Origin of the sequence: Massilia sp. TSP1-1-2 (genome assembly GCF_049896185.1) — a bacterium.
Taxonomy (GTDB): Bacteria; Pseudomonadota; Gammaproteobacteria; order Burkholderiales; family Burkholderiaceae_D; genus Telluria_A.
Map to the genome: position 1 here is coordinate 22,564 of NZ_JAFCTU010000012.1, position 23,193 is coordinate 45,756.

The 23,193-nt window shown below is 64.6% G+C and carries 22 protein-coding genes; 7 read left to right on the top strand and 15 right to left on the bottom strand.

What is annotated here, in order from left to right; genetic code table 11:
* Nucleotides 1-2 precede the first annotated feature (2 nt).
* Both ACP7BV_RS12410 and ACP7BV_RS12415 read right to left on the bottom strand, forming a co-directional pair.
* Nucleotides 3-902 (bottom strand): tetratricopeptide repeat protein, encoded by a 900-nt coding sequence (locus ACP7BV_RS12410; protein ID WP_426104135.1) that lies wholly within the window; start codon nt 900-902, stop codon nt 3-5.
* Between the two features lie 65 nt (nt 903-967).
* Nucleotides 968-1,831 carry an HDOD domain-containing protein gene (locus ACP7BV_RS12415; RefSeq protein ID WP_426104136.1) on the bottom strand — a complete coding sequence of 288 codons (864 nt, stop codon included), beginning with the start codon at nt 1,829-1,831 and terminating at the stop codon, nt 968-970.
* 145 nt (nt 1,832-1,976) lie between these two features.
* On the opposite strand from ACP7BV_RS12415, the gene ACP7BV_RS12420 reads away from it, so the two are divergent.
* A complete protein-coding gene (locus ACP7BV_RS12420) occupies nt 1,977-2,549 on the top strand; it encodes a DNA-3-methyladenine glycosylase (protein ID WP_426104137.1) in 573 nt (190 codons plus the stop codon).
* Nucleotides 2,550-2,558: 9 nt separating this feature from the next.
* On the opposite strand, the gene ACP7BV_RS12425 is transcribed toward ACP7BV_RS12420, so the two are convergent.
* From ACP7BV_RS12425 to ACP7BV_RS12435, 3 genes are read right to left on the bottom strand one after another with little or no spacing between them, the layout of a single operon-like run.
* Complete coding sequence (locus ACP7BV_RS12425; protein ID WP_426104138.1) at nt 2,559-4,280, bottom strand: methyl-accepting chemotaxis protein; 1,722 nt, start codon at nt 4,278-4,280, stop codon at nt 2,559-2,561.
* Between the two features lie 56 nt (nt 4,281-4,336).
* A complete protein-coding gene (locus ACP7BV_RS12430) occupies nt 4,337-4,774 on the bottom strand; it encodes a cache domain-containing protein (RefSeq protein WP_426104139.1) in 438 nt (145 codons plus the stop codon).
* Nucleotides 4,775-4,777: 3 nt separating this feature from the next.
* Nucleotides 4,778-5,236 carry a cache domain-containing protein gene (locus ACP7BV_RS12435; RefSeq protein ID WP_426104140.1) on the bottom strand — a complete coding sequence of 153 codons (459 nt, stop codon included), beginning with the start codon at nt 5,234-5,236 and terminating at the stop codon, nt 4,778-4,780.
* 226 nt (nt 5,237-5,462) lie between these two features.
* On the opposite strand from ACP7BV_RS12435, the gene ACP7BV_RS12440 reads away from it, so the two are divergent.
* The 3 genes from ACP7BV_RS12440 to ACP7BV_RS12450 all read left to right on the top strand — a co-directional run bounded on the left by ACP7BV_RS12440 (nt 5,463) and on the right by ACP7BV_RS12450 (nt 9,173).
* The gene (locus tag ACP7BV_RS12440; RefSeq protein WP_426104141.1) at nt 5,463-6,815 is read left to right on the top strand and encodes an MFS transporter; all 1,353 of its coding nucleotides are present in this window, start codon (nt 5,463-5,465) and stop codon (nt 6,813-6,815) included.
* A gap of 82 nt (nt 6,816-6,897) precedes the next feature.
* Complete coding sequence (locus tag ACP7BV_RS12445; RefSeq protein WP_426104142.1) at nt 6,898-8,235, top strand: PQQ-dependent sugar dehydrogenase; 1,338 nt, start codon at nt 6,898-6,900, stop codon at nt 8,233-8,235.
* Between the two features lie 86 nt (nt 8,236-8,321).
* Nucleotides 8,322-9,173: a fumarylacetoacetate hydrolase family protein gene (locus tag ACP7BV_RS12450; RefSeq protein ID WP_426104143.1), complete on the top strand. Its 852-nt coding sequence runs from the start codon at nt 8,322-8,324 to the stop codon at nt 9,171-9,173.
* Between the two features lie 324 nt (nt 9,174-9,497).
* On the opposite strand, the gene ACP7BV_RS12455 is transcribed toward ACP7BV_RS12450, so the two are convergent.
* The 8 genes from ACP7BV_RS12455 to yjgA form a co-directional block, all read right to left on the bottom strand.
* The gene (locus ACP7BV_RS12455; protein WP_426104144.1) at nt 9,498-10,187 is read right to left on the bottom strand and encodes a hypothetical protein; all 690 of its coding nucleotides are present in this window, start codon (nt 10,185-10,187) and stop codon (nt 9,498-9,500) included.
* A 164-nt stretch (nt 10,188-10,351) separates the two neighbouring features.
* Nucleotides 10,352-11,704, bottom strand: coding sequence for an aspartate aminotransferase family protein (locus tag ACP7BV_RS12460; RefSeq protein WP_426104145.1), 1,353 nt, complete (start codon nt 11,702-11,704; stop codon nt 10,352-10,354).
* Nucleotides 11,705-11,998: 294 nt separating this feature from the next.
* A complete protein-coding gene (locus ACP7BV_RS12465) occupies nt 11,999-12,196 on the bottom strand; it encodes a hypothetical protein (protein ID WP_426104146.1) in 198 nt (65 codons plus the stop codon).
* A 1-nt stretch (nt 12,197) separates the two neighbouring features.
* Entirely contained in the window at nt 12,198-13,316 is a 1,119-nt protein-coding gene (locus tag ACP7BV_RS12470; RefSeq protein WP_426104147.1) for a saccharopine dehydrogenase family protein, read from the bottom strand.
* Nucleotides 13,317-13,323: 7 nt separating this feature from the next.
* Nucleotides 13,324-13,617 (bottom strand): hypothetical protein, encoded by a 294-nt coding sequence (locus tag ACP7BV_RS12475; protein ID WP_426104148.1) that lies wholly within the window; start codon nt 13,615-13,617, stop codon nt 13,324-13,326.
* Between the two features lie 124 nt (nt 13,618-13,741).
* On the bottom strand, nt 13,742-14,413 hold the full coding sequence (locus ACP7BV_RS12480) for an alpha/beta hydrolase (protein ID WP_426104149.1): 672 nt from the start codon (nt 14,411-14,413) through the stop codon (nt 13,742-13,744).
* Between the two features lie 5 nt (nt 14,414-14,418).
* Complete coding sequence (mog, locus tag ACP7BV_RS12485) at nt 14,419-15,069, bottom strand: molybdopterin adenylyltransferase (RefSeq protein ID WP_426104150.1); 651 nt, start codon at nt 15,067-15,069, stop codon at nt 14,419-14,421.
* Nucleotides 15,062-15,679 (bottom strand): ribosome biogenesis factor YjgA, encoded by a 618-nt coding sequence (gene yjgA, locus ACP7BV_RS12490; RefSeq protein WP_426104151.1) that lies wholly within the window; start codon nt 15,677-15,679, stop codon nt 15,062-15,064. Before yjgA ends, mog begins: the two co-directional genes overlap by 8 nt.
* A gap of 91 nt (nt 15,680-15,770) precedes the next feature.
* On the opposite strand from yjgA, the gene pmbA reads away from it, so the two are divergent.
* Together pmbA and ACP7BV_RS12500 are read left to right on the top strand one after the other, a co-directional pair.
* A complete protein-coding gene (pmbA, locus tag ACP7BV_RS12495; protein ID WP_426104152.1) occupies nt 15,771-17,123 on the top strand; it encodes a metalloprotease PmbA in 1,353 nt (450 codons plus the stop codon).
* Nucleotides 17,124-17,192: 69 nt separating this feature from the next.
* Nucleotides 17,193-18,278, top strand: coding sequence for a TRAP transporter substrate-binding protein (locus ACP7BV_RS12500; protein ID WP_426104153.1), 1,086 nt, complete (start codon nt 17,193-17,195; stop codon nt 18,276-18,278).
* A gap of 160 nt (nt 18,279-18,438) precedes the next feature.
* On the opposite strand, the gene ACP7BV_RS12505 is transcribed toward ACP7BV_RS12500, so the two are convergent.
* The gene (locus ACP7BV_RS12505) at nt 18,439-20,553 is read right to left on the bottom strand and encodes a hybrid sensor histidine kinase/response regulator (protein WP_426104154.1); all 2,115 of its coding nucleotides are present in this window, start codon (nt 20,551-20,553) and stop codon (nt 18,439-18,441) included.
* A gap of 49 nt (nt 20,554-20,602) precedes the next feature.
* On the bottom strand, nt 20,603-21,733 hold the full coding sequence (locus ACP7BV_RS12510) for a M14 family metallopeptidase (RefSeq protein WP_426104155.1): 1,131 nt from the start codon (nt 21,731-21,733) through the stop codon (nt 20,603-20,605).
* Between the two features lie 272 nt (nt 21,734-22,005).
* Between ACP7BV_RS12510 and ACP7BV_RS12515 the strand changes: the two genes are divergently transcribed.
* Nucleotides 22,006-23,091: a TRAP transporter substrate-binding protein gene (locus tag ACP7BV_RS12515; protein ID WP_426104156.1), complete on the top strand. Its 1,086-nt coding sequence runs from the start codon at nt 22,006-22,008 to the stop codon at nt 23,089-23,091.
* Nucleotides 23,092-23,193: the final 102 nt, after the last annotated feature.

The window sequence follows — 23,193 nt, forward strand, 5'->3', positions numbered from 1 at the left end:
CACTAATTGAGCGAGCGCAGGTGGGCCAGCTTGGCGAAATAGCGGCGCTTGTCCTGGGCGCCGCTGCCGTAGGATAAGGCGGTCGCCATTTCCTTGCGCGCGGCGAGCGTCTCGCCCAGGCGCATGTGGGCAAGGCCCAGCCAGTAATGCAACTTATGGTTGAAGGGCGAGCGCGTCGTTTCGCGCGCGAACAGCTTTTTCGCTGCGGCGAAGTCGCCCGTTTCCATCGCCTTGATCCCCGCCTCGAAGAAATACAGGGGCGGCTCCGGATCGCGTGCGGCCAGCTGCGCTGCCAGGGCGCGCGCTTCGGCCACCTTGCCCAGCCGGTCGAGCACCGGCACCAGATTTTTCATCAGCATCGGGTCGGCCGGTGTGCGCGCGAGTGCGCGCCGGAACACCCGTTCAGACATGGCACTGTCGCCGCGCGTGTAATACACAACGCTCAGCGTGTTGTGGGCGGCGGTAAAGCCAGGCTCTTGCAGCACGGCCGCGCGCGGCCCTTCCAGCTCGAGCGCCTTGGCGAAGGCGGCGGTCATGATCACCAGCGACAGGCAATTGCCGCGCCGGCCGGCGAAGGTGGCGACGGCGTCGCGCGTGGTGCTGTCGTCATACTCGAGCTTTAAACTTTTCTTCGCGTACAGGGCGTCGACCAAACCCAATTCAGGCCCGCGCGCGTGCAGCGCGTCCTGGAATTGCTTGCTGTTGAAAAATTCCAGCATCGGTCCGCTCATGGCGAACAGGCCCGCCGCCGTGGCCGGGGCCGACGCTGGCGCCACGCGCGCATCGGTTAACAGGTCGGCCAGCGCGCTTGGGCCGGGTGCGGGCGGCGCCTCGGGAGCGCTGGCGCGGCCGCCCAGCAGGCAAGCCAGGCTGGCCATCAGGGTGCGGGTCAAAATGTGCATGTCGAGCCCTCCACATGTGCATCAGTCCAGTATTGTCCCGCTTGCCGGCGATGTCAAATGGGTTGTTAGTGTTCGCCATGAAAGCAGTCGTGCAGTTCGTCGAGCAGATCGGCCGTTTCCCCGCTCGACAAGCCGAGGTAGCGGCAGGCGCGCGCGCCTCCCTTGTCCCATTCGAGCGAACCGGGCATGCCCTGGTATTGCTGGATCGCGCTTTCGGCCAGCAGCGACAGCGCCACCAGCGAACGCACGCCGTCGTCGGTGGCCGTGTCTTCCAGCACCGCGTAATCCTGGTGGTGCAAGATGGCCCAGGAGACCTCGGTCGACAAGCCCCAGTTGCGCGCCAGCAGGCAACCGATGGCGGCGTGGTTGGTGCTGTGGCGCTCGTCCTCGAGCGCGGTCAACGCTCGCAGCGGGTCGCGCGCCGCTTCGGCGAAGGTGGCTGCGTAGTCGGGAAAGCGTGCCATCAGCAGCGGCACGCCGGTGTCGCAAAACAGGCCGAAGGTATGCGCCACGTCCGGTGCGCCGATGCGCAGGCGGCGCGCCAACATCACCATCGCTTGCGCGCGCCGGGTCGACAGGTCCCAGAAGCTGGCCAGCGCGGCATTGTCGGCGCCGATCGCCTGGCGCGCCAGCAGGCCCGTCATCAAGGCCGCGACCTGGTTGATGCCGAGCAATATGATGGCCTGGTCGACCGACTTGGCTTGGCGCTTGCCGCCATAAAACGAGGAATTGGCCAGTTTGAGCAGGGCGCCGGACATGCCGACGTCGCGCCCGATAATGCGCCCGATGGCGAGCGGGTCAGGCTCGTCGGCGCCCAGTTCGCGCTGCAGGTCGCACAGCAGGCTGGGACGGGGCGGAATCCGGATCGACTTGATCAGCGCGTCGACCGGGTCGGCGGTCGAACTTGCGCAAACGGCTAGGTTGCTCATTGGGTTTTGGCTTTGCATGAAAACGCGCAGAAGCCGACTATAAACTACTCCCGTCAAAGTTGCACTAAGGCAAAATAGTTTTTTGCGGGAACGCGCCTGGCTTCTTGTGCGGCGGGCAATGCTGCTTTTTGGCTAGAATTGGCCCATGAACAAGCTCATTGCTGGAATCGATTTCTCGCGCGACGCGCAGACCGTGGCGCGCCAGCTGATCGGCGCCGTGGTGCTGGTCGATGGCGTGGGCGGGCGCATCGTCGAAACCGAGGCCTACGACCAGAGCGACCCCGCCTCGCACACCTTTGCCGGGCCGACCGAGCGCAACGGCGCCATGTTCGGCGCGCCTGGCCACGCCTATGTCTACCGCTCGTACGGCATCCACTGGTGCCTCAATTTCGTCTGCCGCGAAGCAGGCCACGGGGCCGGGGTGCTGATCCGCGCGCTTGAACCTTTGGCCGGGCTCGATCTGATGCGCGAACGGCGCGGGGTGGACGCGGTCGGCTTGCTGTGCTCGGGGCCGGGCAAGCTGTGTCAAGCCCTGGGGGTGACGCGGGCGCTGAACGGCGCGGCCTTGTCGCAGGCGCCGTTTTCGCTGGTGGCGCACGAGGGCGAAGGCGCCGCGCTGGTGGTGGCCGGTCCGCGGATCGGCATTTCCAAGGCGCTCGAGGTGCCCTGGCGCTTCGGGCTGGCCGGCTCGCGTTTCATGAGCCGCCCGTTTCGCTGACGCGCGCGTTCAAGCTTCGTGGCGGCCGGACGGTTGGTCCAGGCCGGGACGGTAGGGCAGGCCGCGCGCGGTGCGCTCGCGCATCGGACTGGCGCTCGCGCGCCGTTCCGGTGCGGTGCGTGCCGGGGGCGCTTTGCCCCTTGCCTCAGTGGGGTTTTCAGGATGGCAGTTTGGCCCGGTCTCGGCCTCGCCAATCCGAAACACCGACACCGCGTGCGCCAGGTTCGCCGTCTGCTCGTGCAAGCTGGCGGCAGCGGCAGCGGCCTGTTCGACCAATGCCGCGTTTTGCTGCGTCATGCCGTCCATCTGCACCAGCGCCAGATTAACCTCGGCAATGCCGGCCGCCTGTTGGGCGCTGGCCGCGCTGATGGCGCCGATAATGTCGTTCACCTGCCGCACCGACGCCACCACCTCGCCCATGCCGGCGCCGGCCGCGTTGACCGCCGCGTTGCCGGCGTCGATGCTGGCCACCGAGGCGGCCAGCAAGGTCTTGATCTGTCCGGCCGCCGCCACCGAACGCTGCGCCAGCGTGCGCACCTCGGTCGCCACCACCGCAAAGCCGCGACCATGGGCGCCCGCGCGCGCCGCTTCCACGCCCGCATTCAGCGCCAGGAGACTGGTCTGGAACGCAATCGCGTCCATCACGCCGATGATCTCGACAATCTTGTGCGAACTGGCTTTCAGCTGGTCCATCGTGATAACCGCCTGCTGCACGGCGCCGCCGCCGCCTTCGGCCAGCAGCGCGGCGCGCGCGGCCAGGTCGCTGGCGCGGCGCGCACTGGCTGCGTTGTCGGTCACCGCGCCGGTCAGCGCCTGCAGCGCGCCGGCCGTTTCTTCGAGCGAACCGGCCTGCAGCTCGGTGCGCGCCGACAGGTCGTGGTTGCCGCCGGCGATATCGTGCGCGGCGCTGTCGATCGCATGCACGCCGTCCAGGATGGCGCGCAGCGTGCCGCCCAGGCGCTCAATGGTGCGGTTGAGGGCGCGCGCCGTGTCGCCGATTTCATCGCGCCCGGCGCGCGCCGCGCCGGCGGCCAGGCGCCCCTGCGCCAAGGCGTCGACCGTGTCGGCAATGGCGCCGATATCGTCCAGCATGGCGCGCCGCACCTGCACCGTCACCAGCAGCGAGAGCGCAATCGAGGCCAGCACCAGCAGCGCCATGCCCAGCACCAGCTGGCGAAATTCCCGTTCCGCGACCTGGTAGCCTTCTTCGCTCAGTTTTTTTTCGAGTGCCGCCAGTTGCCCGACGCTGGCTTCGAGCGCACCGAACTGCTGTTCGGCCTTGTGCATGGCGTTCGCCGCCAGCGACTGGTCGGCCAGCGCCAACTCGATCGCTTCGGCGGTGCTGGCGCTGTATGCAGCCAGGGCCGCCGCGCTGGCGGCGGCGATGTCGCGCTCGGCCGGCGCGGCCACGTGCGTCAGGGCCTCCAGCGCGCCGCCCAGCGCGGCGTGGCGGCGCGCGATGTCAGCGCGCAGCGCGTCCAGGCGCTCGCGGGCAAAGCTGCCGTTGATCCACGCGAGCAGCTGCCAGGTGCTGGCGTGCGCCTGCCTGGCGTCGGCCGCGATGTCGGCGACCGCCTTCAGGCGCGCGGCCCGTACCTGCACCATGTTCTCGAGCGAGGCATGCTGGCGCACCATGCCGTACCAGGCCAGGCCCGCCAGCAGCAGCAGCAGGGCGAGCACCACGCCGGGGGCAAGCAGCAGCTTGGGTCCGATCCGAAGTTTGTTCAGCATGGCGCTCCCCTGGTGCTGCGTGGCCGGTCCGTGGTCCGTGGGTGGTCAGTGCGTGCTCAGTCCTGAATCCCGGCCTCGAGGACCACGTCGCCGACCCGCTCGACCCAGGTGTCGCCCACGCGCCCCTTGCCGCTGGACTTGGCAAGCTCAATCACGTCGCGCGGATGAAAGCGCGTGGCCGGGTCAAGGCCGGCATTGTCGCTGCCGGTGAACTTGGGTCCGCGCGGGTGGGCCAGCACGACGCCGGTGTACAGGTCGCGCATCGTCACCGCCAGCGTGCCTTTCACCTTGGCCGGATCGGCCGAGTGAATGCGCATCATCATTTCTTCCTTGCCCATGGCGTCGACGATGACGGCGGCGCGCTTGGTCAACAGGCGCGCCTCTTCCTCCTTGAAGGCCGGATTGGCGCGGGACGCGGCGCCGGGCGGGGCGCTCGCGCCCATGCTGGCGGCCGCAGCCAGGCTGAGCATCGCGGCCAGGATCAGGGTTTTCATGGCTTATTTCTTGTAGATACCGGCTTCGAGGACGATGTCGTCCACGCGCAGCAAGTAGGTGGTTTTTGGCTCGATCTTGCCGGTCTCGGGATTTTTGTACGTGTAGTCGACCCAGCCCTTGCCTTGCTTGGCGGCGACCTGCAGGATTTCGCGCCGGTAGGTTTTGCCGTTGGTGTCGGGCACGTCGGTCAAGTCCTTGCCAACGATGGTGCGGTTGATCGGATGGGCCAGCACGACGCCGGTTTTCAGGTCGCGCACGTACAGGTAAAGCGAGCCGTTGATGAAGGTCGGGTCCTTGGCTGCGATGCGCCGGATCACTTCATCCTTGCCCTTGATCTTGACCATGGCGGCGCCTTTTTCGACCATCGCGACAGCGTCGCGCGGGGTCGGATCGGTGGTGGCGCCGGCCAGGCTTGACGCGAGCAAGAGGCAGGCGGCGCTAAAGTGAACGAGCTGTTTCATGTGAGTGTCCTTTGTAAGTTTATGTGGCCCAATATTGCTCAGGTGCATTCCCAATGTACGCTTGCTGCTTGTACGCAACTTGCGGTTACGCAAGAGCACTGCGGCTACTACTTACGTTGATTCCAAGCAATTAGAATTTCCTGAAAGCTAGTAACGTCCCTATTCACAACGTCGGTTTCCCGTTGTTCAAAAACCGCCCCAGGGCGCTACTTCCCAGGAGTTCACCGTGACCGATCCCACCGCGTTTCCCGAGTCGCACAAAGGCGCCGGCCCCGCCGGCCTCGGCATCTTTTTCTACGTGTTCCTGCCGTTCGCGCTGGGCCACTTCCTGTCGCTGCTGCTGCGCAACGCCAACGCCGTGCTGGCGCCCTACCTGGTCGATTCGCTTGGTCTGGGCACGGCCGAGCTGGGCATGCTGACCAGCGCCTTTTACTTTGCCGTGGTGCTGGCGCAGTTGCCGGTGGGCGCCGCCATCGACCGCCACGGCTCGCGCAAGACGCTGCTGGTGCTGCTGCTATTGGCCGCCTGCGGCACCTTGATGTTCGCGCATGGCCGCTCCTACATAGACCTGATGGTGGCGCGTTTCATCATGGGCTTCGGGGTGGGCGGCACGCTGCTGGCCGGGGTCAAGGGGATCGCGCCGTGGCTGCCGCCGAGCAAGCTGCCTTCGCTACACGGCTACCTGATGGCGGCCGGCGGGCTGGGCGCGGCTTCGGCCACGCTGCCGGTGCGCCTGGTGCTCGACTACACCGACTGGCGCGCGCTGTTTACGCTGCTCGCTGCCGTCACCGCCGCCGTCGCGCTGCTGATCTGGTTTGTCACGCCGCGCACCTTCGTCAAACCGGCGCAGGCCGCGCTGCCAACCGGGCGCGCGCTGGCCGAAGTATGGCGCCATCCGAGTTTTCGCCGGGTGATCGCGCTGGTGCTGGCCTCGCATACGATCTTCCTGGGCTTGCAGGGACTGTGGATCGGACGCTGGCTGGCCGACGTTGGCCACATGTCCAATTCCTCGGTTGCCTTCCTGCTGTACCTGACCATGGCGGCCGTGATTTTCGGCGCCATCGGGGTGGGCATCATCACCGAATGGGCCGGGCGGCGCGGCATCGGCCCGCATGACGTGGCCGCCATCGGGGTCGGCCTGTTTTTGCTGCTGCAAGGGGCGATGGCGATCGGCTTTGCGCCCAGCTTTCCGCTGCTGGCGGTGCTGTTCGCGCTGATCGGCACCATCACCGGCATTGAATACACGCTGGTCGCGCAAAGCATGCCGGCGGCGCTGAGCAGCCGCGCCTCCGCCTGCCTGAACATGCTCATTTTCGCCGGCGCCTGCGTGGTGCAGGGCGGCTTTGGCCAGATCCTCAACTGCTGGACGCCGGACGCGCTGGGCCACTATCCGGCGCAGGCATACCGGGCCGCCTTTGTGGTGCTGATTGCGCTGCAGGTGCCAGGACTGGTGCTGTTCGCCCTGCGCCGCTTTCGCCAGCAACTGCAGCCGCTGGCGGACCTGGCCTGCGCGGACGAGGCCTTGCCCTGCATGCCTGCCGGGCTGGCAGGACGCGGGCGCGAACAAAGTACGGCGTAAAGATGGCGCGCCGTAGGCGGCGTTGCCGAATGCGCAAATGGTCTAGAATTCTCCGCAGAGATGCCTACCAGGAGAGTTTTCAATGTCTACCGTTTTCACCTTGCGCACCCGTCCAGTCCCGCTGCTGCTGATGTCGTCTGTTCTGCTGGCGCTGGCCGGCTGCGCCGACAAGGCAATGCTGCCGCCGGTGGCCAGCACCGGGCCCGCGCCGGCGCTGCCCCAGCCCGTTAAAAGCCTCATTCCCACGGTCGATATCGCGCCCGCCAAGGGTTGGCCTGCCGGCGTCACGCCGCGCGCGGCCAGCGGCTTTGCGGTGGCCGCTTTCGCCACTGGCCTGACCCATCCGCGCTGGCTGTACGTACTGCCCAACGGCGACGTGCTGGTGGCCGAAACGAACGCGCCGCCGCGCCCCGACGAAGGCAAGGGCATCAAGGGCTGGGTGATGGGAAAGGTCATGAAAAAAGCGGGAGCGGCGGTGCCCAGCCCGAACCGCATCGTACTGCTGCGCGACGCCGACCATGACGGCGTGGCCGAAGTGAAGACTGAATTCATCAAGGGACTCAATTCGCCGTTCGGCATGGCGCTGGTCGGCTCCACGCTGTATGTGGCCAACACCGACGCCGTCGTCGCGTTCCCGTACACGCCCGGGCAGACCGCGATCTCCGCCGTGCCGGTGCCGGTGGCCCCGCTGCCGGGCGGCACGCTCAATCACCACTGGACCAAGAACATCATCGCCAGCAAGGACGGCGCCAAGCTGTACGCCACCGTCGGCTCGAATAGTAATGTCGCCGAAAACGGCATCGACAAGGAACAGGGGCGCGCCGCCATTGTCGAAATCGACCTGGCCAGCAAGGCCACGCGCCTGTTCGCGTCCGGCCTGCGCAACCCCAATGGCATGGGCTGGCAGCCGCAAAGCGGGGCCTTGTGGACAGTGGTGAACGAACGCGATGAACTGGGCAGCGACCTGGTGCCCGACTACCTGACGTCGGTGCGCGACGGTGCTTTCTACGGCTGGCCGTACTCCTACTACGGCAACCATGTCGACGAGCGCGTCAAGCCGCCGCGCCCCGACCTGGTGGCCAAGGCCGTCGCGCCCGACTACGCGCTGGGCACCCACGTGGCGCCGCTGGGCATGGTGTTCTACGAGGGCACGCTGTTCCCGCCGCAGTTCGCCGGCGGCGCCTTTGTCGGCCAGCACGGCTCGTGGAACCGCACGCCGCTCAATGGCTACAACGTGGTGTTCGTCCCGTTCGCCAACGGCAAGCCGAATGGTGCGCCGATCGAGCTGCTGGCCGGCTTTGTCAACCAGGCTGGAGATGCCTACGGACGCCCGGTCGGCGTGGCAGTCGACAAGGCGGGCGCGCTGCTGGTGGCCGACGACGTGGGCAACGCGGTGTGGCGCGTCACGCCCGCCAGGTAGACCGGTACGCTACAATCGCGGTCGTGCACGGTAGTGCCCATGTGTACACGACAGTATATTCACGCACCGCGATTGGAAACCCCACAATGAAACTGGTCCGCTACGGCCGCCCTGGCAAAGAAAAACCCGGCATGCTCGACGAAGAAGGTCGCCTGCGCGACTTGTCGGGCATCGTCGCCGATATCGATCCATCGCTACTGTCGGAGAAGGCGCTGCGCAAGCTCGCCAAGGTCGACTACAAGACGCTGCCGCTGGTGCGCGGCAATCCCCGCCTCGGCGTGCCGGTGGCGGGCGTGCGCAAGTTCATCGGCATCGGCCTCAATTACGCCGATCACGCGGCCGAGACGGGCGCGCCGATTCCGACCGAACCGATCATCTTCATGAAGGCCATCACGTGCCTGAACGGGCCGGACGACCCGGTCATGCTGCCGCAGGGGTCGAAAAAAACCGACTGGGAAGTCGAACTCGGGGTGGTGATCGGCACGCGCGCGCAGTACGTCAGCGAAGAAGACGCGCTTGCGTATGTGGCCGGGTACTGCGTCGTCAACGATGTCTCGGAGCGGCAGTACCAGAAGGAGCGCGGCCCGCAATGGGACAAGGGCAAGGGGTGCGACACCTTCGGCCCGGTCGGCCCGTGGCTGGTCACCCGCGACGAAGTCATCGACGTCCAGCGCCTGGACCTGTACCTGGAATTGAACGGCAAGCGCATGCAGACCGGTTGCACCGAGACGATGATTTTTTCAGTCGCGCAGATTGTCAGCTATGTGTCGCGCTTCATGACGCTCGAGCCGGGCGACATCATCGCCACCGGCACCCCGCCGGGCGTGGGCGATGCGCGCACGCCCAAGCGCTTCCTGAAAAAAGGCGACAAGCTGCGGCTGGGAATTGCCGGCCTGGGCGAGCAGCAGGCCGAGGTGCTGGCGTACAGCAAGGCTTGAATATATAAAATAGATTAGCCGCAAGTTGGGCGTGTCCGGGGTGGAGTGCCCTGTGCGCGCCCTCGGGCGTTTTGTCTCGTTTGATGTCGCATTTTGTCGAGTTTGCCGGTCGCCTTGTCGCGTTTTGCGCTGCACGCGAAAACAAGACGTTGCATGGGACGGATGCGACAAAACGAGACATTGGATTCGACAAAACGCACGAGCGATTGCGGCGGCGCTGCCATGCTGCTGCTGCAACAGCTTGGCATTAGGAACTGTCGCGTATGCAAGGCCAGGGCCGCCAGATTGGCGCGGTGATTTTTCGGGCGCGAACGGGCGGCGTGATCAGCGGTAATTCAAGCGGTAGGCTTTTTCCGCAAGTTGGAACTTGGCAAGCCTTACAAGGTCTTCGGACGGTTCTCCTCCCGAACGCTGCTCCCACAGCTCGCCAAGGTTGGCGATCAAATACGTTGGCGTCATGATCAGCCCGAAGGGCACGCCCCACCACCCCAAGAAAAAGGTAAACAGGAAAGACTTGAAATTCTGTTTGCGCCCGCAGGCAACGCAGCAAAAGCGGCTTTTCCGTTGATAGCTGGTGAAGTAAAGGGCGGACACCACGCGGTAATGATAACGAATTTCAATCACGCTTTCGGATGAGCCGCAGTCGGGGCAGGCACCAGAGCGCATTGCCAGCGCGCCGATCTGCCCCGCGCTGAGGTCGACTGCCGCTTCGCTGATGCGCGCGGCATGCAGGCAGTCTGCCGAGCAAAACCGTTGCCCCTGGTCGAAAAGTGGTTTTTTCTTTGCACTGTTACTGCAATAATCGCACTCGATCGTGCCCCGGGGACGCCGGATGTTGGCCTTTTGCGTCGCCTTGGTTCGGGCGTCGAGCTGGCCTGCCGTGATGCCGCGTTGTCCCAGCAATGTCACGACGGCGTCGCGTGCGTTATCGGCTAAGTCACCGGACAGTTTGAAAAGCAAGGCCTCGGTGTCGAGGTCGGCGAATTGCTCAACAAAATACTCTTTGGGATACATCAATGGGCGCTTTCGTCTTGTCGACAATCGCGCTCGATCATGCAAGGGCCTTGCAGGCGACGAACGCGACGAGTGCGACGAATGCGACGAATGCGATGAATGCACACACGCGACAAGAACAGGCATTGTAGTCGACTCACCGCCGGCGGGGGCCGCAGAGCACGCTACCACCCCGGCTGCGGCTTAAGCTTAGCTCCCGGCAACGCCGCGTTGATCGCGTCGGCGAGGCGCGACACGATCTCCGACAGGTCGGCATCGGTGGCGATAAAAGGCGGCGCGATCAAGACGTGGTCGCCATGCAGACCATCGATCGTGCCGCCGCCCGGATACACCATCAAGCCGCGCGCCATGGCCTGCTTTTTGATCAGCGCGTGCACCTTGAGCGCGGGATCGAAAGGCGCTTGCGACACCCGGTCGCGCACCAGTTCGAGCGCCATGAACAGGCCGCGGCCGCGAATATCGCCTACGTACTCGTGGCTGCCAAAGGCGTCGCGCAGCATGCGGCGCAGCGCCTCGCCGCGCTGGCGTACGGCCGCCAGCAGGTCGTCGCGTTCGATCACCTTTTGCACGGCCAGCGCCGCCGCCGCAGCCACCGGATGGCCGGTGTAGGCGTGGCCGTTCTGGAACACGCCGCTGCCGCTGCGCAAACGCTCGACCAGCGCGCCGCGTGCCAGCACCGCGCCGATCGGCTGGTAGCCGGCGCCCAGGCCATTGCCGATGACGGCGATGTCGGGCGAGATGCCATCTTGTTCGAGCGCGTGCATGGTGCCGGTGCGGCCCATGCCGCACATGACCTCGTCGGCGATCAGCAAAATGCCGTACTTGTCGCACAGCGTGCGCACACCGCGAAAGTAGCCGGCCGTGGGCGCGATCGCCCCGCCGGTGGCGCCAACCACCGGCTCGGCGCAAAAGCCGATCACCTTTCCCGGCCCGGCCGCCAGGATCGCCGCTTCGAGTTCCTGCAGCAGCGCGAGCGTGTAATCCTCGCGCGACTGGCCTTCGGCGCGGTCGCGGTATTCGTAGCACGGGGCCACGCGCGGCACGTCCATCAGCAGCGGCGCGAACTGGTGGCGGCTCCAGGCGCTGTCGCCCACGGCCAGCGCGCCCAGCGTATTGCCATGGTAGCTCTGGCGGCGCGCGATGAACACGGTGCGCTCGCTGGCACCGCTCTCGACAAAATACTGGCGCGCCAGCTTGAGGGCGGTCTCCATCGCCTCGGAGCCGCCGGAGACCAGGTAGACTTCGCTCAAGCCCTCGGGGGCGCCCGCTACCAGGCGCTCGGCCAGTTCCTCGGCCACGTCGGTAGTGAAAAAGGCGGAATGGGCGTAGGCGTTGCGGTCGATCTGGCGGTGGATCGCGGTCAGGATATCGGGGTGGCCGTGGCCGAGCGTGGAGACGGCCGCGCCGCCGCAAGCGTCGATATAGGTGTTGCCGAGACTGTCGCGCACCAGCATTCCCTGCGCGCTGATGGCGACCGGCGGCTTGTCCCCCAGCCTGCGGTGCATGATGCGGCTCATGACGTTCCTCGCTCGAAATTATTGACAGTTGACAATAATCTGAGAAGGACCGGGGACTTTTGATATTTCCCGTGTGGAAAGCAAATAATCGATGAGGAGTCCTATAAGGGCCGCCCCATCTGCCGGCAATCGAAAAAAAGTCAGCTACCCCGTAGGTCGGAAAAGCGCAGCGCATTCCGACACTGCATGCGTCACATTGACGCTGGCAATGTCGGAATGCGCTGCGCTTTTCCGACCTACGGCCTACGGTGTACAGCCCTTCGCAGTGCCAAGCCGTCCGCGAGGACGACGCTGCTAAGCCAGCGCTTCCTTGGCCGCTTCCTCAGGCGTCAACCCATCATAAAACTGGTCGGTAAACCACTCGACCTGCTCTTCAATATGATCCTGCGCCTGCTTGACCGTGGCGCCGCCCTTCACCAGAAAACCTTCCACCTCAATACACCAGTGAATCAATGCCAGTGTTTCTTCGTCCAGTTCTTCTTTCTTGGCCATCTCATTCCCCTTTCAATGCATCGTTATTGGCGACAATCTCGCTCACCATATTCCATTTTGCAAACTCCGGTTCAAACTCGGCCAGCGTCAGCTGGCTGATGCTGGTGAACGCACCCGCCTCGAACGGCGCCCCCGCCGCCAGCCGGCGCGCCAGCAGGATCGCCGGCATGCACGGGATCTCGGGACCGTTGTCGTCGTCGGCCGCAATGTGCCATGCCAGGGAAGCGGCCACGCCCGCGCCATCGACCCCGCGCACGCGCACCACCATGCCGCCCAGCGCGCTGCCGAACGGGTCCAGCAGATCGGCGGCGCGGTCCATGAAGCCAGCCAGGCCTTCAGGCCGGGAAATCACCCCCCAGCGCCGCAAGGCCCCGATGACTGCTAGAGCCCGCTGGCTGACGCCCACTTCCAGCGCGGCCCGAAACATCACCGACTGCACGCCCTTGTAATACGCAGGGAACAGCTCAAGGTCCGGAATGTCGCACAGCGCCCCGATGCGCGGCTTGAGACGCGCGAACTGCACCCGGCTCGGTGCGCACCACCCGTACTGCGTCTCCCATCGCCCGCCGTGCCAGACTTCGATTGGCGCACCGCAGTAACTGAGCACGCCGGCCATCGTGGCGATCCCGCGCGGCGCCGTTTGCGCCGGCGCGATGCAGTAGTCAATCTCGCTGACGCTGCGCCAGCCCTGGGTGAGGTGATCGATGACCGCCGACGACAGGGCGGGCACGGTGCTGGCGCCGGTGACGGCCTTGCGGCCCTGGCGCCGGAACCATGGGTCCAGCGTGGCCGCAAAATCGCACACGAAACGCCGTCCGTCGGCCAGGTCAATGTAATGGGCGCCCGCCGCAGCGCTGGCCAGCGCCACGGCGTAGCCTTGTTCCTGGAACGGACCTGCGGTATGGATGACGAGCTCGGCGCCGAGCGCGGTCAGTGTGCGCCCGAGGTGTTCGTCGGTGATGTCGATGACGGCCGAAGCGGCGTCGCATTCGGCGGCCAGCGCGGCCGCCTTGACGCCGCTGCGCCCGGCGACGACCAGCTCGATCCCCGGCCAGTTGGCCAGCGCGCGGCAGATGCGGCTGCCAAAGTTCCCATAGCCGCCAAGGACGATGGTTTTCAAGCGCGGCTTACGAGGCCAGGCCTTTGACGAGCAGGCTGGCAACGGCTTCGTTCAAGTCGACGCCGGCCGTTTTGGCGTGTTCCTGCAGCTGCTTGACCAGGTCTGCATTGAGCTTGACGGCAAATGGGACCAGGCCCAGGGCGCGTTCGCGCTCGCGCAATTCCTTGCGGTCGACGACGGCGTTGTCGGCGTTGCCGGCGTTGCCGGCGTTGCCCGCGTTGCCAAATACGGCGGCGCCGGGAGCTGCCATCTTGCCCATCAATTTTTTGGCGTCGCTCTTTGCCATTCCGGTTTTTTTCATTTGCTGCTTTCAGTGTAAGTGTTCATCGTAGGGCGGAAAAGCGAAGCGCATTCCGCCGACGGGTGCGCCTTCGTAACGCCGGCATGGCGGAATGCGCGATCGCTTTTCCGCCCTACGTTTTTAATCAGGCCAACAATACTTTTTTAAGCCAGGCGCCGATATCGTCGACTTCTTCCTGGCACAGCGAGTGCTGCATCATGTATTCGTGCCACTCGACCTGGTAGCCAAGCGCTTTGAGCAAGTCGCGCGACTGCTCGGCGCGGGCAATCGGAATCACACCATCCTGCACGCCGTGCACCATGAAGATCGGGGTGGCCACGCTGGCGTCATGCCGCTCATTGGACAGGTTGGCCGCGAGCGGCACATACCCCGACAGGCACATCAGTCCGGCCAGTTTTTCAGGGTGGCGCAAGCCGGTCTGCAAGGCCATCGCACAACCTTGCGAGAACCCGGCCAGGATAATCCGGCCCGCTGGAATGCCGCGTTCCTTCTCGCGCGCAATCAGCGCCTCGACCTGCAATTGCGACGCGCGCAGCCCCTTTTCATCTTCGCGCTTGACCAGATCCTGCCCCATGATGTCGTACCAGGCGCGCATCACATAGCCGCCATTGACCGTCACGGGCATGGTCTGCGCATGCGGGAACACGAAACGGATCGCCGGCAGACCGGCCAGGTCGAGCTCTTTGACGAACGGCACGAAGTCGTTGCCATCGGCGCCCAGGCCGTGCATCCAGATGATCGCGACCGTCGGATTGGGCGCGCTTTCCACTTCAATATTGTCGAGTAGTTGGCTCATGTTTTTCAATTGGTAGACTGCGCGCTTATCTGCGCTTTCAGCGCCGACTTGGGCCGGAACGCCTTGCACACGGCAGCATGGGTGTCGATGTACGGACCGCCGATCAGGTCCACGCAATACGGCACGGCGGCAAAAATGCCCGGTACGATTTGCTTGCCGTCGGCGTCCTTCGAACCTTCAAGCGTTTCCTTGATGGCCTTGGGCTGCCCGGGCAGATTCATGATCAGCGCCGCGTGGCCGTCGATCTCGCGGATCACCGCCGTCTGGCGCGACAGGATCGCGGTCGGCACGAACTGCAGGCTGATCTGGCGCATCTGCTCGCCGAAGCCGGGCATGTCGCGCGTCCCCACGGCCAGCGTCGCCTCGGGCGTCACGTCGCGCCGCGAAGGTCCGGTGCCGCCGGTGGTCAAGACCAGGTCGCACCGGGCCACGTCCACCAGTTCGATCAGCGTCGCTTCGATCTGCGCGCGCTCGTCGGCAATCAAGCGCTGTTCGATGCGGTAGGGCGAGGCGAGGGCGGCGGCCAGCCAGTCGGCCAGCGCCGGCAAGCCCTGGTCTTGATAGACGCCGGCGCTGGCGCGGTCCGAGACCGACACCAGGCCGATCACCAGTTCGGCCACCGGTTCGGCCGTCACGCCGCCGGCCAAATCAGGCATCGCCGGACTCGTCATCGTCAAGCTCGGCGTCGGCGTCGGTTGCGGCCGCAGATGCTGCGCCGGCCTTGCCCTTCTTGGCCAGGTCCTTGAGGATCTGGTAAATTTCGCGATAGGCCTTGGGCGGCTTGTTCTCGGCCTGCTCCTTGCGTGCATTGCGGATCAGCGTGCGCAGGTGCTGCACGTCCAGTTCCGGATGCTCGGCCAGCAAGACGGTGAGCGCCTTGTCGTCGGCCAGCAGCTTGTCGCGGCGGCGCTCGAGCGCATGCAGGGCGGCGGTGTCGGCCTTGGACATGCCTTTCCAGCTGTCGATGGTCTGCTGGATGACGGCAATTTCAGCTTCGTCGAGGGTGCGCATTTTTTTGCCGACGAACTGCATCTGGCGCCGGCGGCCCTCGTGATTGGTAATCGTCTGGCACATCAGAATCGCATCGCGCACGTCCTCCGGCATCGGTACGCGCTTGACGCGGTCGCGCGCTTCGGCGACCAGCTCTTCGCCCAGCTTTTGCAAGTCGCTCATCTGGCGCTTGAGTTCGGACTTGGAAGGCCGCTCGTACTCTTGTTCGAATTCGGAGGATTGGAACCCGCAGGCACCGCGATTAGGATTTGGCATGATATAGATCCGATAGGCGCAAGGCCGACCGGTGAAAACTGTAAACGACTGCTATCATACCCTTTTAACCGCACAGTCGAAGAAAACACCCATGACCGAATCCGTTTTCATCCATACCCAGGATCAGCTCAGAGAGCTGGCGCGCGACGTGCTGGCCTTTGCCAGGCAGATCGGCGGCACCGATTGCGCGGTCGAAATCAGCGAAGGCAGCGGCCTGTCGGTCTCGGTGCGCAAGGGTCAGATCGAGACGATCGAGCAAAACAAGGACAAGGGCATGGGCGTGACGGTCTACAGCGGCCAAAAGCGCGGCAATGCCAGCACCTCCGACTTTTCCACCGCTGCCCTGCGCGCCACAGTGGAGGCGGCCTACAACATTGCCCGCTTCACGGCCGAAGACGACTGCGCCGGCCTGGCCGACGCCGACATGCTCGAGATGGCCCCGCGCGACCTGCGCCTGTGCTACCCCTGGCAAGTGACGACCGAGCAGGCGGTGGCGCTGGCCCAGCGCGCCGAAGCTGCCGCCTTTGGCGTGGACAAACGCATCACCAATTCCGAAGGCGCCAGCGTGCACGCGCAGCAGTCCCATTTTGTGGCGGCCAATTCGCGCGGCTTCATCGGCGGCTATCCGTTCTCGCGCCACACCCTGTCGGTCGCGCCCATTGCCGGCAAGGGCGCAAAAATGCAGCGCGACGACTGGTACACCTCGGTGCGCGACGCGCGCAACATGGCCGACCCGGAGCACGTGGGCCGCTATGCCGCCGAGCGCGCGCTGGCGCGCCTGAATGCGCGCAAACTTGACACCCGCACCTGCCCGGTACTGTTCGAAGCGCCGCTGGCCACCGGCTTGCTGGGCGCTTTTGTGCAGGCGGTCTCGGGCGGCTCGCTGTACCGCAAGTCCAGCTTCCTGCTCGATTCGCTCGGCACGGCCGCCTTTGCGCCCCACATCCAGATCCTGGAAGACCCGCATGTTGTTGGCGGCGTGGGCGCCGCCCCGTTTGACGAAGAAGGCGTGCGCACCGTGCGCCGCAATGTGGTCCAGGACGGCGTAGTGCAAGGTTACTTCCTGTCGTCGTACTCGGCGCGCAAGCTGGGCATGCAAACCACCGGCAACGCTGGCGGCGCGCATGGCCTCACGCTGTCCTCATCCGCCACCAAACGCAGCGACGACTTCGCCGGCATGCTGCGCAAGATGGGCCGCGGCCTGCTGGTGACCGAACTGATGGGGCAGGGCACCAACTACGTCACCGGCGACTACTCGCGCGGCGCCTCCGGCTTTTGGGTCGAGAATGGCGAAATCCAGTATCCGGTCGAGGAAATCACCATCGCCGGCAACATGAAAGACATGTTCCAGCAGATCGTTGCGGTCGGCAACGACGTTTTGACGCGCGGTAGCAAGGTCACCGGTTCCATCCTGATCGAAAAGATGGTGGTCGGCGGGAGTTAAAAACGTTGCATGGTTGCCCAGTCAAACATACACTAGGCCGGGCAACCACAACAACACGGAGACTTCTACATGCAACGCCGTTCCTTCATCACCAAGGCTGCCGTCGGCGCCTCGGCCGGCATCATCGCCGCCCCCAGCATTGCGCAAGCCAATCCCACCATCAACTGGCGCCTGGCCAGCAGCTTTCCCAAAACGCTGGACACCATCTTCGGCGCGTCGGACACGCTCACCAAGCGCGTCTCGCAACTGACCGGCGGCAAGTTCAACATCCGTGTGTTCGCTGCGGGCGAAATCGTCCCCGGCTTGCAAGTGATGGATGCGGTGCAGGCCGGTACGGTGGAAATGGGCCACAGCGCGTCGTACTACTATTTCGGCAAGGACGCCACGTTCGCCTTCGATTGCGCGGTGCCGTTCGGCCTCACGTCGCGCCAGCATACCGCGTGGTACGAGCAGGGCGGCGGCAAGGAATTGATGCGCGACTTTTTCAAGGGCTACGGCATCGTCAACTTCTTGGGCGGCAATTCCGGCACGCAGATGGGTGGCTGGTTCCGCAAGGAGATCAAGACCGTGGCCGACCTGAAGGGCACCAAGATGCGCGTGGGCGGCTTTGCCGGCAAGGTCATGGAACGTTTGGGCCTGGTGCCGCAGCAGCTGGCGGGCGGCGACATCTATCCGGCGCTGGAAAAAGGCACCATCGACGCGGCCGAGTGGGTCGGCCCGTACGACGATGAAAAGCTGGGCCTGTACAAGGTGGCGCCGTACTACTACGCGCCGGGCTGGTGGGAAGCCGGCGCGAGTTTCTCGTTTTACGTGGGCGTAAAGGAATGGGAAAAACTGCCGAAGGAATACCAGGCGGCGCTGGAAGTGGCGACCTACGAAGCGCACGTCGTGATGCAGGCTGAATACGACGCCAAGAACCCGGCGGCGCTGGCGCGGCTGCTGAAAAACGGCGTCAAGCTGCGCACGTTCTCGAAAGACATCATGGCTGGCTGCCACAAGGCGGCAATCGACGTGATGGCTGAAGAAGCGGCCAAGAACGCCAAGTTCAAGAAAGTGTACGAACCGTGGCAGCGTTTCCGCCAAGATCAGAACATGTGGGCGTCGGTGTCTGAAGCCACCATGCAGCAATACCTGATCAGCGCCGGCCGCAAATAAGCCTTACCTCGCCGCGATCCTCGTCACGTAGGGCGGAAAAGGCCGTAGGCCGCATTCCGCCATGCGTCTCGGCGGCGCTTGTCGGAATGCGGGCTTCGCCCTTTTCCGACCTACCCGGTCATTTTGCTATCACGATGTAGTGGAGGCGCGGCTGCCCCTTCTACACTCCCGCCAACACACTGTGCCCGGCCACGATGCGCAGCAGCTTTTGCGCATCGACCGGCTTGACCATGTGATGATCGAACCCCGCCGCGAACGCGCGCTGGCGGTCGCTTTCCTGACCATACCCGGTCACCGCGATCAGCAACGCGCGCTCCAGCCCGCGCACTTCGCGCAAACGGCGCGCCAATTCATAACCGTCCATATCCGGCAGCCCGATGTCGAGAATGCAGATCGCCGGCAGCGCCTCGGTGGCCAGCTTCAGTCCCGCCAGCGACCTGTTCTCCACCATCACCTCATGCCCCGACGCTTCAAGCAGCATGCCCAGCATCGTGGCCGCGTCCGCATTGTCGTCAACAATCATGATGCGTTCATTCGCGTCGGCCGCTTCCAGCCGCGGATGCTTGCGCCGCTCGACCGGCTCGGGCAAGGCCTCAAAGCGCGGCAGGCGCAGCGAAAAACTGCTGCCGCAGTTGGCGCCTTCCGAAAAACAGCTGACCTGCCCGCCGTGCAGCGCGACCAGGCTCTTGACCAGCGCCAGTCCCAGTCCCAACCCGCCCTGCGACCGGTCGGAGGTGCGCTCGGCCTGCGCGAACAGGTCGAACACGCGCGTTTGCAGCTCGGGCGCAATGCCAATGCCGTCGTCGATGACGCGCACGATCACCTGCGACGGCTCGGTCGCCATCGTCAGGCGCACGTGGCCGCCCTCGGGCGTGTACTTGGCCGCGTTGTTGAGTAAATTGGTGATCACCTGGACCAGCCGCGTCTCGTCGCCCAGCACCTGCGCCGTCTCCGGCGGCAGCTCCAGCGTGAGCCGGTGGTTGCGCGCGCCGATCAAGGGGCGCACCTGCTCCACGGCGCTGGCCACCACGTTCTTCATGTCTTGCGGCGCCTGGTTGAGCGTGACTTGGCCGCGCGTCACGCGCGACACGTCGAGCAAGTCGTCTACCAGCCCCGTCATGTGGCGCACCTGGCGGCTGATCACGGCGCTGGTGCGGCGCACGCGCTCCGCGTCCTGGGGCGAGCGTTCCATCAGTTCGGCGGCGGCCGAAATGGGCGCGAGCGGGTTGCGCAATTCGTGTGCGAGCATCGCCAAAAATTCATCCTTGCGCTGGTTCGACTCGCGCAGTTGGCCTTGCGCCTGCGCGCTTTCAACCGCCGACCAAGTGCGCTCGGCCATCTCTTGCGCCATCCGCACGTCGCTGTCGTGCCAGGCGCGCGCAACGTCGCTGTGCATCGACAAAATCGCAATCAGTTTGCCCCCTTTGACCAGCGGCACCGAGACCATGGCGCCAACGCCCATCGCCCGATAGGCGCTGGCGAAAGGCGCGGTGAAAACATCGGTGAACACGTCGGCCACGGCAATCGGGTGGCCCGCGCGCAGGCGCGCGATCACCTGCGGGCCGAAGTCGTCAAGCCGGCGGATTTCGCCCGCCACGCTGAGCGCGCCCTTGGCCAGCCAGTCGCGCCGGATATAAAAGGTGCCGCGCTCGTCGTCCACTTCGGCATACAGCACGCGCGCGACCTGGGTGGCGCGGCCCAGGCTTTCGCTGGCTGCAGCGACAATCGCCTCGCTCGAGGTGAGCGCGCGCAAGGTGTCGGACAGGTGCAGCTGGAACGCTTGCACCTGGCGCGCTTCGACATTGGCGGTCGTTTCCACCACCGCGCAATAGATCCCTCCGACCCCGCCGCCGGAACCTGCCACGGGCGAATACGAGAACGTGAACCAGGCACGCTGCACGCTGGCGTCGCGCTTGATCATCAGCGGCAAGTCTTCAAAGTAGCTGGAGCGCCCGGCCATGGCGTCGGCGGCAATCGGCGCGATGACTGGCCAGATCTCGCCCCACACCTGCTCGAAACGCTGGCCCAGGCCACCCGGGTGCTTGTCGCCCATGATGGTGGCGTAGTCGTCGTTGTAGAGGAAAATCAGTTCGGGCCCCCACGCGACAAACATAGGAAAGCGCGAATTGAGCATGAGGTTGACGACGGCCGACAGTTCGCTCGGCCACGCTGCCGGCGGCCCAAGCGGGCAGGCTTGCCAGTCGATGCTGCGCAAGCAGGCGCGCACCGCGCCGGGGCCGTCAAAGTTGCTGTACTGGTGCGAAAAATTGGTCATGAAATATTTTCTCATGAATAAGCTTTTCGCCGCAGTACGTTTCCTACGATTACTTGTTTGCCTTAAGGAACTGCACGATGGCTTGCAATACCGACGCGCCCAGGCGTGCGCTGCGCGCGCCATCCCAGCCGCAGTGCGGATCCGGGTCGTTGGCGTTGTCCTTGAACGGCAGCTCGAGCGTGAGCGACAGGCAGCCAAATGCGTGCGTGATGTGCGGCGAGCCCATGGTGAGGGTTTCGGGCGTGTAGGGCGCGTCGCCATAGCCGTGCTGGTCCTGGAAGTCCGGACTGGCGACCTTGAACAGGTCGGAAAACAGCTTTTCCGCCGCCGCCTGCTCGGACGTGAAGGTGGGCAGGGCGGCGCTGCCGGCCACAAACACATACGGCAAGCCTTCGTCGCCGTGCACGTCGAGAAACAGGTCGCAACCCGTCTCGAGCATCTTGTTCTTGACCACGAATACTTCCGGGCTGCGCGCCATGCTCGGCGTGTTCCACTCGCGGTTCAGGTTGGCGCCGGCGGCGTTGGTGCGCAGGTTGCCGCGCACCGAGCCGTCCGGATTCATGTTCGGCACCACGTAAAACACCGCCTCCTTGAGGCACTGGCGGCCATAGCCGTCGGCCGGGTCGAGCAGGGCGTCGAGCATGCCTTCGACGAACCATTCGGCCATCGTTTCGCCCGGGTGCTGGCGCGCGATGACCCACACTTTTTTCGCCGCCTGCGGGTTGCCGATGACCAGCGCATTGATGTCGCGCCCGTCGACTGTGCTGCCCAGGTCGAGCATGCGCACCTGCTCGGAGAGTTGCGCGCGGTCCAGCAGTTCAAGGTGGCGCTCCCAGGAATACGGCTCGAAATAGGCGTAGTAGACGCTGTCCATTTCCGGCGTGTGGGTAATCGTCATGACTTCGCCGTCAAAGCTGGTCGGGACCCGGAACCAGCTCACGCGGTCGTAACTGGCCATGGCCTGGTAATCGTTCCAGCCGTCCGGATAGGCCGTCTTGCCCGCGTTCAGGAAGCGGATTGTGCACGCCTCGCCCTGCGCGCCTTGCAGGCGGAAATAAAACCACTGGGTGATGTCGGCGTGCGAATCCTTGCGGATGTTCAGGTCGATGGCGCCGGCGCTGATGGCGCTGACGACGTCGATGGCGCCGGCGTCGAACTGGCTGCTGATCTTGATAGACATTGTGTGTCCTTGGGGTCGATGGAAGGGGAAATGCGGCATGGCCGAGGCATTATCATAGCCTTTGATGCTGTCGTTTGCACATTAAAACAACAGTTTGTGCCGACAAACATGTGACAGTTCGATGACGCAGGGGGCTGCGCCCTTGGGTAAGTGTCAATTGGTTTTCGACAATAAATGTTGCAGTAAATAAGGCGTACGCTTTCCTGTTCACTAACGGTACAATTGTCACCTTTAGTAAATACGAAAATTTAACAACATTGGCTGGAGGTCAGATGCAGCGTCGTTCTTTCCTTACCAAGGCGGCCGCCGGGGCAGGCGTGGGCGTGGTTGCCGCACCGGCGCTGGCGCAGGCGCTGCCGACCATCCAGTGGCGTTTGGCGTCCAGTTTTCCTAAAACGCTGGACACGATTTTCGGCGCGGCCGACACCTTCACCCGGCGCGTGGCGCTGCTGACCGGTGGGCGCTTCCAGATCCGCGTGTTCGCCGGCGGCGAAATCGTCCCGGGCCTGCAAGTGATGGACGCCGTGCAGGCCGGCACGGTCGAAATGGGCCATACCGCGTCTTACTATTACTACGGCAAGGACGCCAGTTTTTCGTTTGATACGGCCATGCCGTTCGGGCTGACGTCGCGCCAGCAAACAGCGTGGTTCAACCAGGGTGGTGGGCGTGAGCTGATGCGTGAGTTTTTCCGCGGCTACGGCATCGTCAATTTCCTGGGCGGCAATACCGGAACCCAGATGGGCGGCTGGTACCGCAAACCCGTCAAGACGCTCGACGACGTCAAGGGGCTCAAAATCCGCATCGCCGGCCTGGCTGGGCGCGTGATGGAGCGCATGGGCGCGGTGCCGCAGCAAATCGCCGGCGCCGACGTCTACCCGGCGCTCGAAAAAGGCACGATCGACGCGGCCGAATGGGTGGGCCCGTACGACGATGAAAAGCTGGGCCTGGCCAAGGTGGCGCCGTATTACTACACGCCGGGCTGGTGGGAAGCGGGGCCGCAGCTGTCGTTCTACGTCAATATCAAGGAATGGGAAAAGCTGCCCAAGCAATACAAGGCGGCCATTGAAGCGGCCAGCTACGAAGCCCACGTCGTCATGCAGGCCGAGTACGACGCCAAGAATCCGGCAGCGCTCGCGCGCCTGCTCAAGGCCGGCGCCAAGCTGAATTATTTTTCCAAGCCCATCATGGATGCGGCCTACCGGTTTTCGAACCAGGTGATGGAGGAAGAGGCGTCGAAGAACGCCAAATTTAACAAGATCTACGTGCCGTGGAAGCGGTTTCGCCAGGACCAGAACATGTGGGCATCGGTCTCCGAAGCACAGATGCAAAATTACCTGATCTCCAGCGGACGCAAGTAACTGCTCAGTTTGTTTGTTTGTTGTTTGTTCTATGTCAAACCACACACTGGCGTAGCTGTTAATTTTTGTAACCGGTACGCGCCGCGTGGTCGGGTTTCGCTT

Coding starts and splice junctions, on each gene's coding strand:
- ACP7BV_RS12410 (WP_426104135.1), bottom strand. CDS start 902: ATGCACATTTTGACCCGCACCCTGATGGCCAGCCTGGCTTGCCTGCTG.
- ACP7BV_RS12415 (WP_426104136.1), bottom strand. CDS start 1,831: ATGAGCAACCTAGCCGTTTGCGCAAGTTCGACCGCCGACCCGGTCGAC.
- ACP7BV_RS12420 (WP_426104137.1), top strand. CDS start 1,977: ATGAACAAGCTCATTGCTGGAATCGATTTCTCGCGCGACGCGCAGACC.
- ACP7BV_RS12425 (WP_426104138.1), bottom strand. CDS start 4,280: ATGCTGAACAAACTTCGGATCGGACCCAAGCTGCTGCTTGCCCCCGGC.
- ACP7BV_RS12430 (WP_426104139.1), bottom strand. CDS start 4,774: ATGAAAACCCTGATCCTGGCCGCGATGCTCAGCCTGGCTGCGGCCGCC.
- ACP7BV_RS12435 (WP_426104140.1), bottom strand. CDS start 5,236: ATGAAACAGCTCGTTCACTTTAGCGCCGCCTGCCTCTTGCTCGCGTCA.
- ACP7BV_RS12445 (WP_426104142.1), top strand. CDS start 6,898: ATGTCTACCGTTTTCACCTTGCGCACCCGTCCAGTCCCGCTGCTGCTG.
- ACP7BV_RS12450 (WP_426104143.1), top strand. CDS start 8,322: ATGAAACTGGTCCGCTACGGCCGCCCTGGCAAAGAAAAACCCGGCATG.
- ACP7BV_RS12455 (WP_426104144.1), bottom strand. CDS start 10,187: ATGTATCCCAAAGAGTATTTTGTTGAGCAATTCGCCGACCTCGACACC.
- ACP7BV_RS12460 (WP_426104145.1), bottom strand. CDS start 11,704: ATGAGCCGCATCATGCACCGCAGGCTGGGGGACAAGCCGCCGGTCGCC.
- ACP7BV_RS12465 (WP_426104146.1), bottom strand. CDS start 12,196: ATGGCCAAGAAAGAAGAACTGGACGAAGAAACACTGGCATTGATTCAC.
- ACP7BV_RS12475 (WP_426104148.1), bottom strand. CDS start 13,617: ATGAAAAAAACCGGAATGGCAAAGAGCGACGCCAAAAAATTGATGGGC.
- ACP7BV_RS12480 (WP_426104149.1), bottom strand. CDS start 14,413: ATGAGCCAACTACTCGACAATATTGAAGTGGAAAGCGCGCCCAATCCG.
- mog (WP_426104150.1), bottom strand. CDS start 15,069: ATGCCTGATTTGGCCGGCGGCGTGACGGCCGAACCGGTGGCCGAACTG.
- yjgA (WP_426104151.1), bottom strand. CDS start 15,679: ATGCCAAATCCTAATCGCGGTGCCTGCGGGTTCCAATCCTCCGAATTC.
- pmbA (WP_426104152.1), top strand. CDS start 15,771: ATGACCGAATCCGTTTTCATCCATACCCAGGATCAGCTCAGAGAGCTG.
- ACP7BV_RS12500 (WP_426104153.1), top strand. CDS start 17,193: ATGCAACGCCGTTCCTTCATCACCAAGGCTGCCGTCGGCGCCTCGGCC.
- ACP7BV_RS12505 (WP_426104154.1), bottom strand. CDS start 20,553: ATGACCAATTTTTCGCACCAGTACAGCAACTTTGACGGCCCCGGCGCG.
- ACP7BV_RS12510 (WP_426104155.1), bottom strand. CDS start 21,733: ATGTCTATCAAGATCAGCAGCCAGTTCGACGCCGGCGCCATCGACGTC.
- ACP7BV_RS12515 (WP_426104156.1), top strand. CDS start 22,006: ATGCAGCGTCGTTCTTTCCTTACCAAGGCGGCCGCCGGGGCAGGCGTG.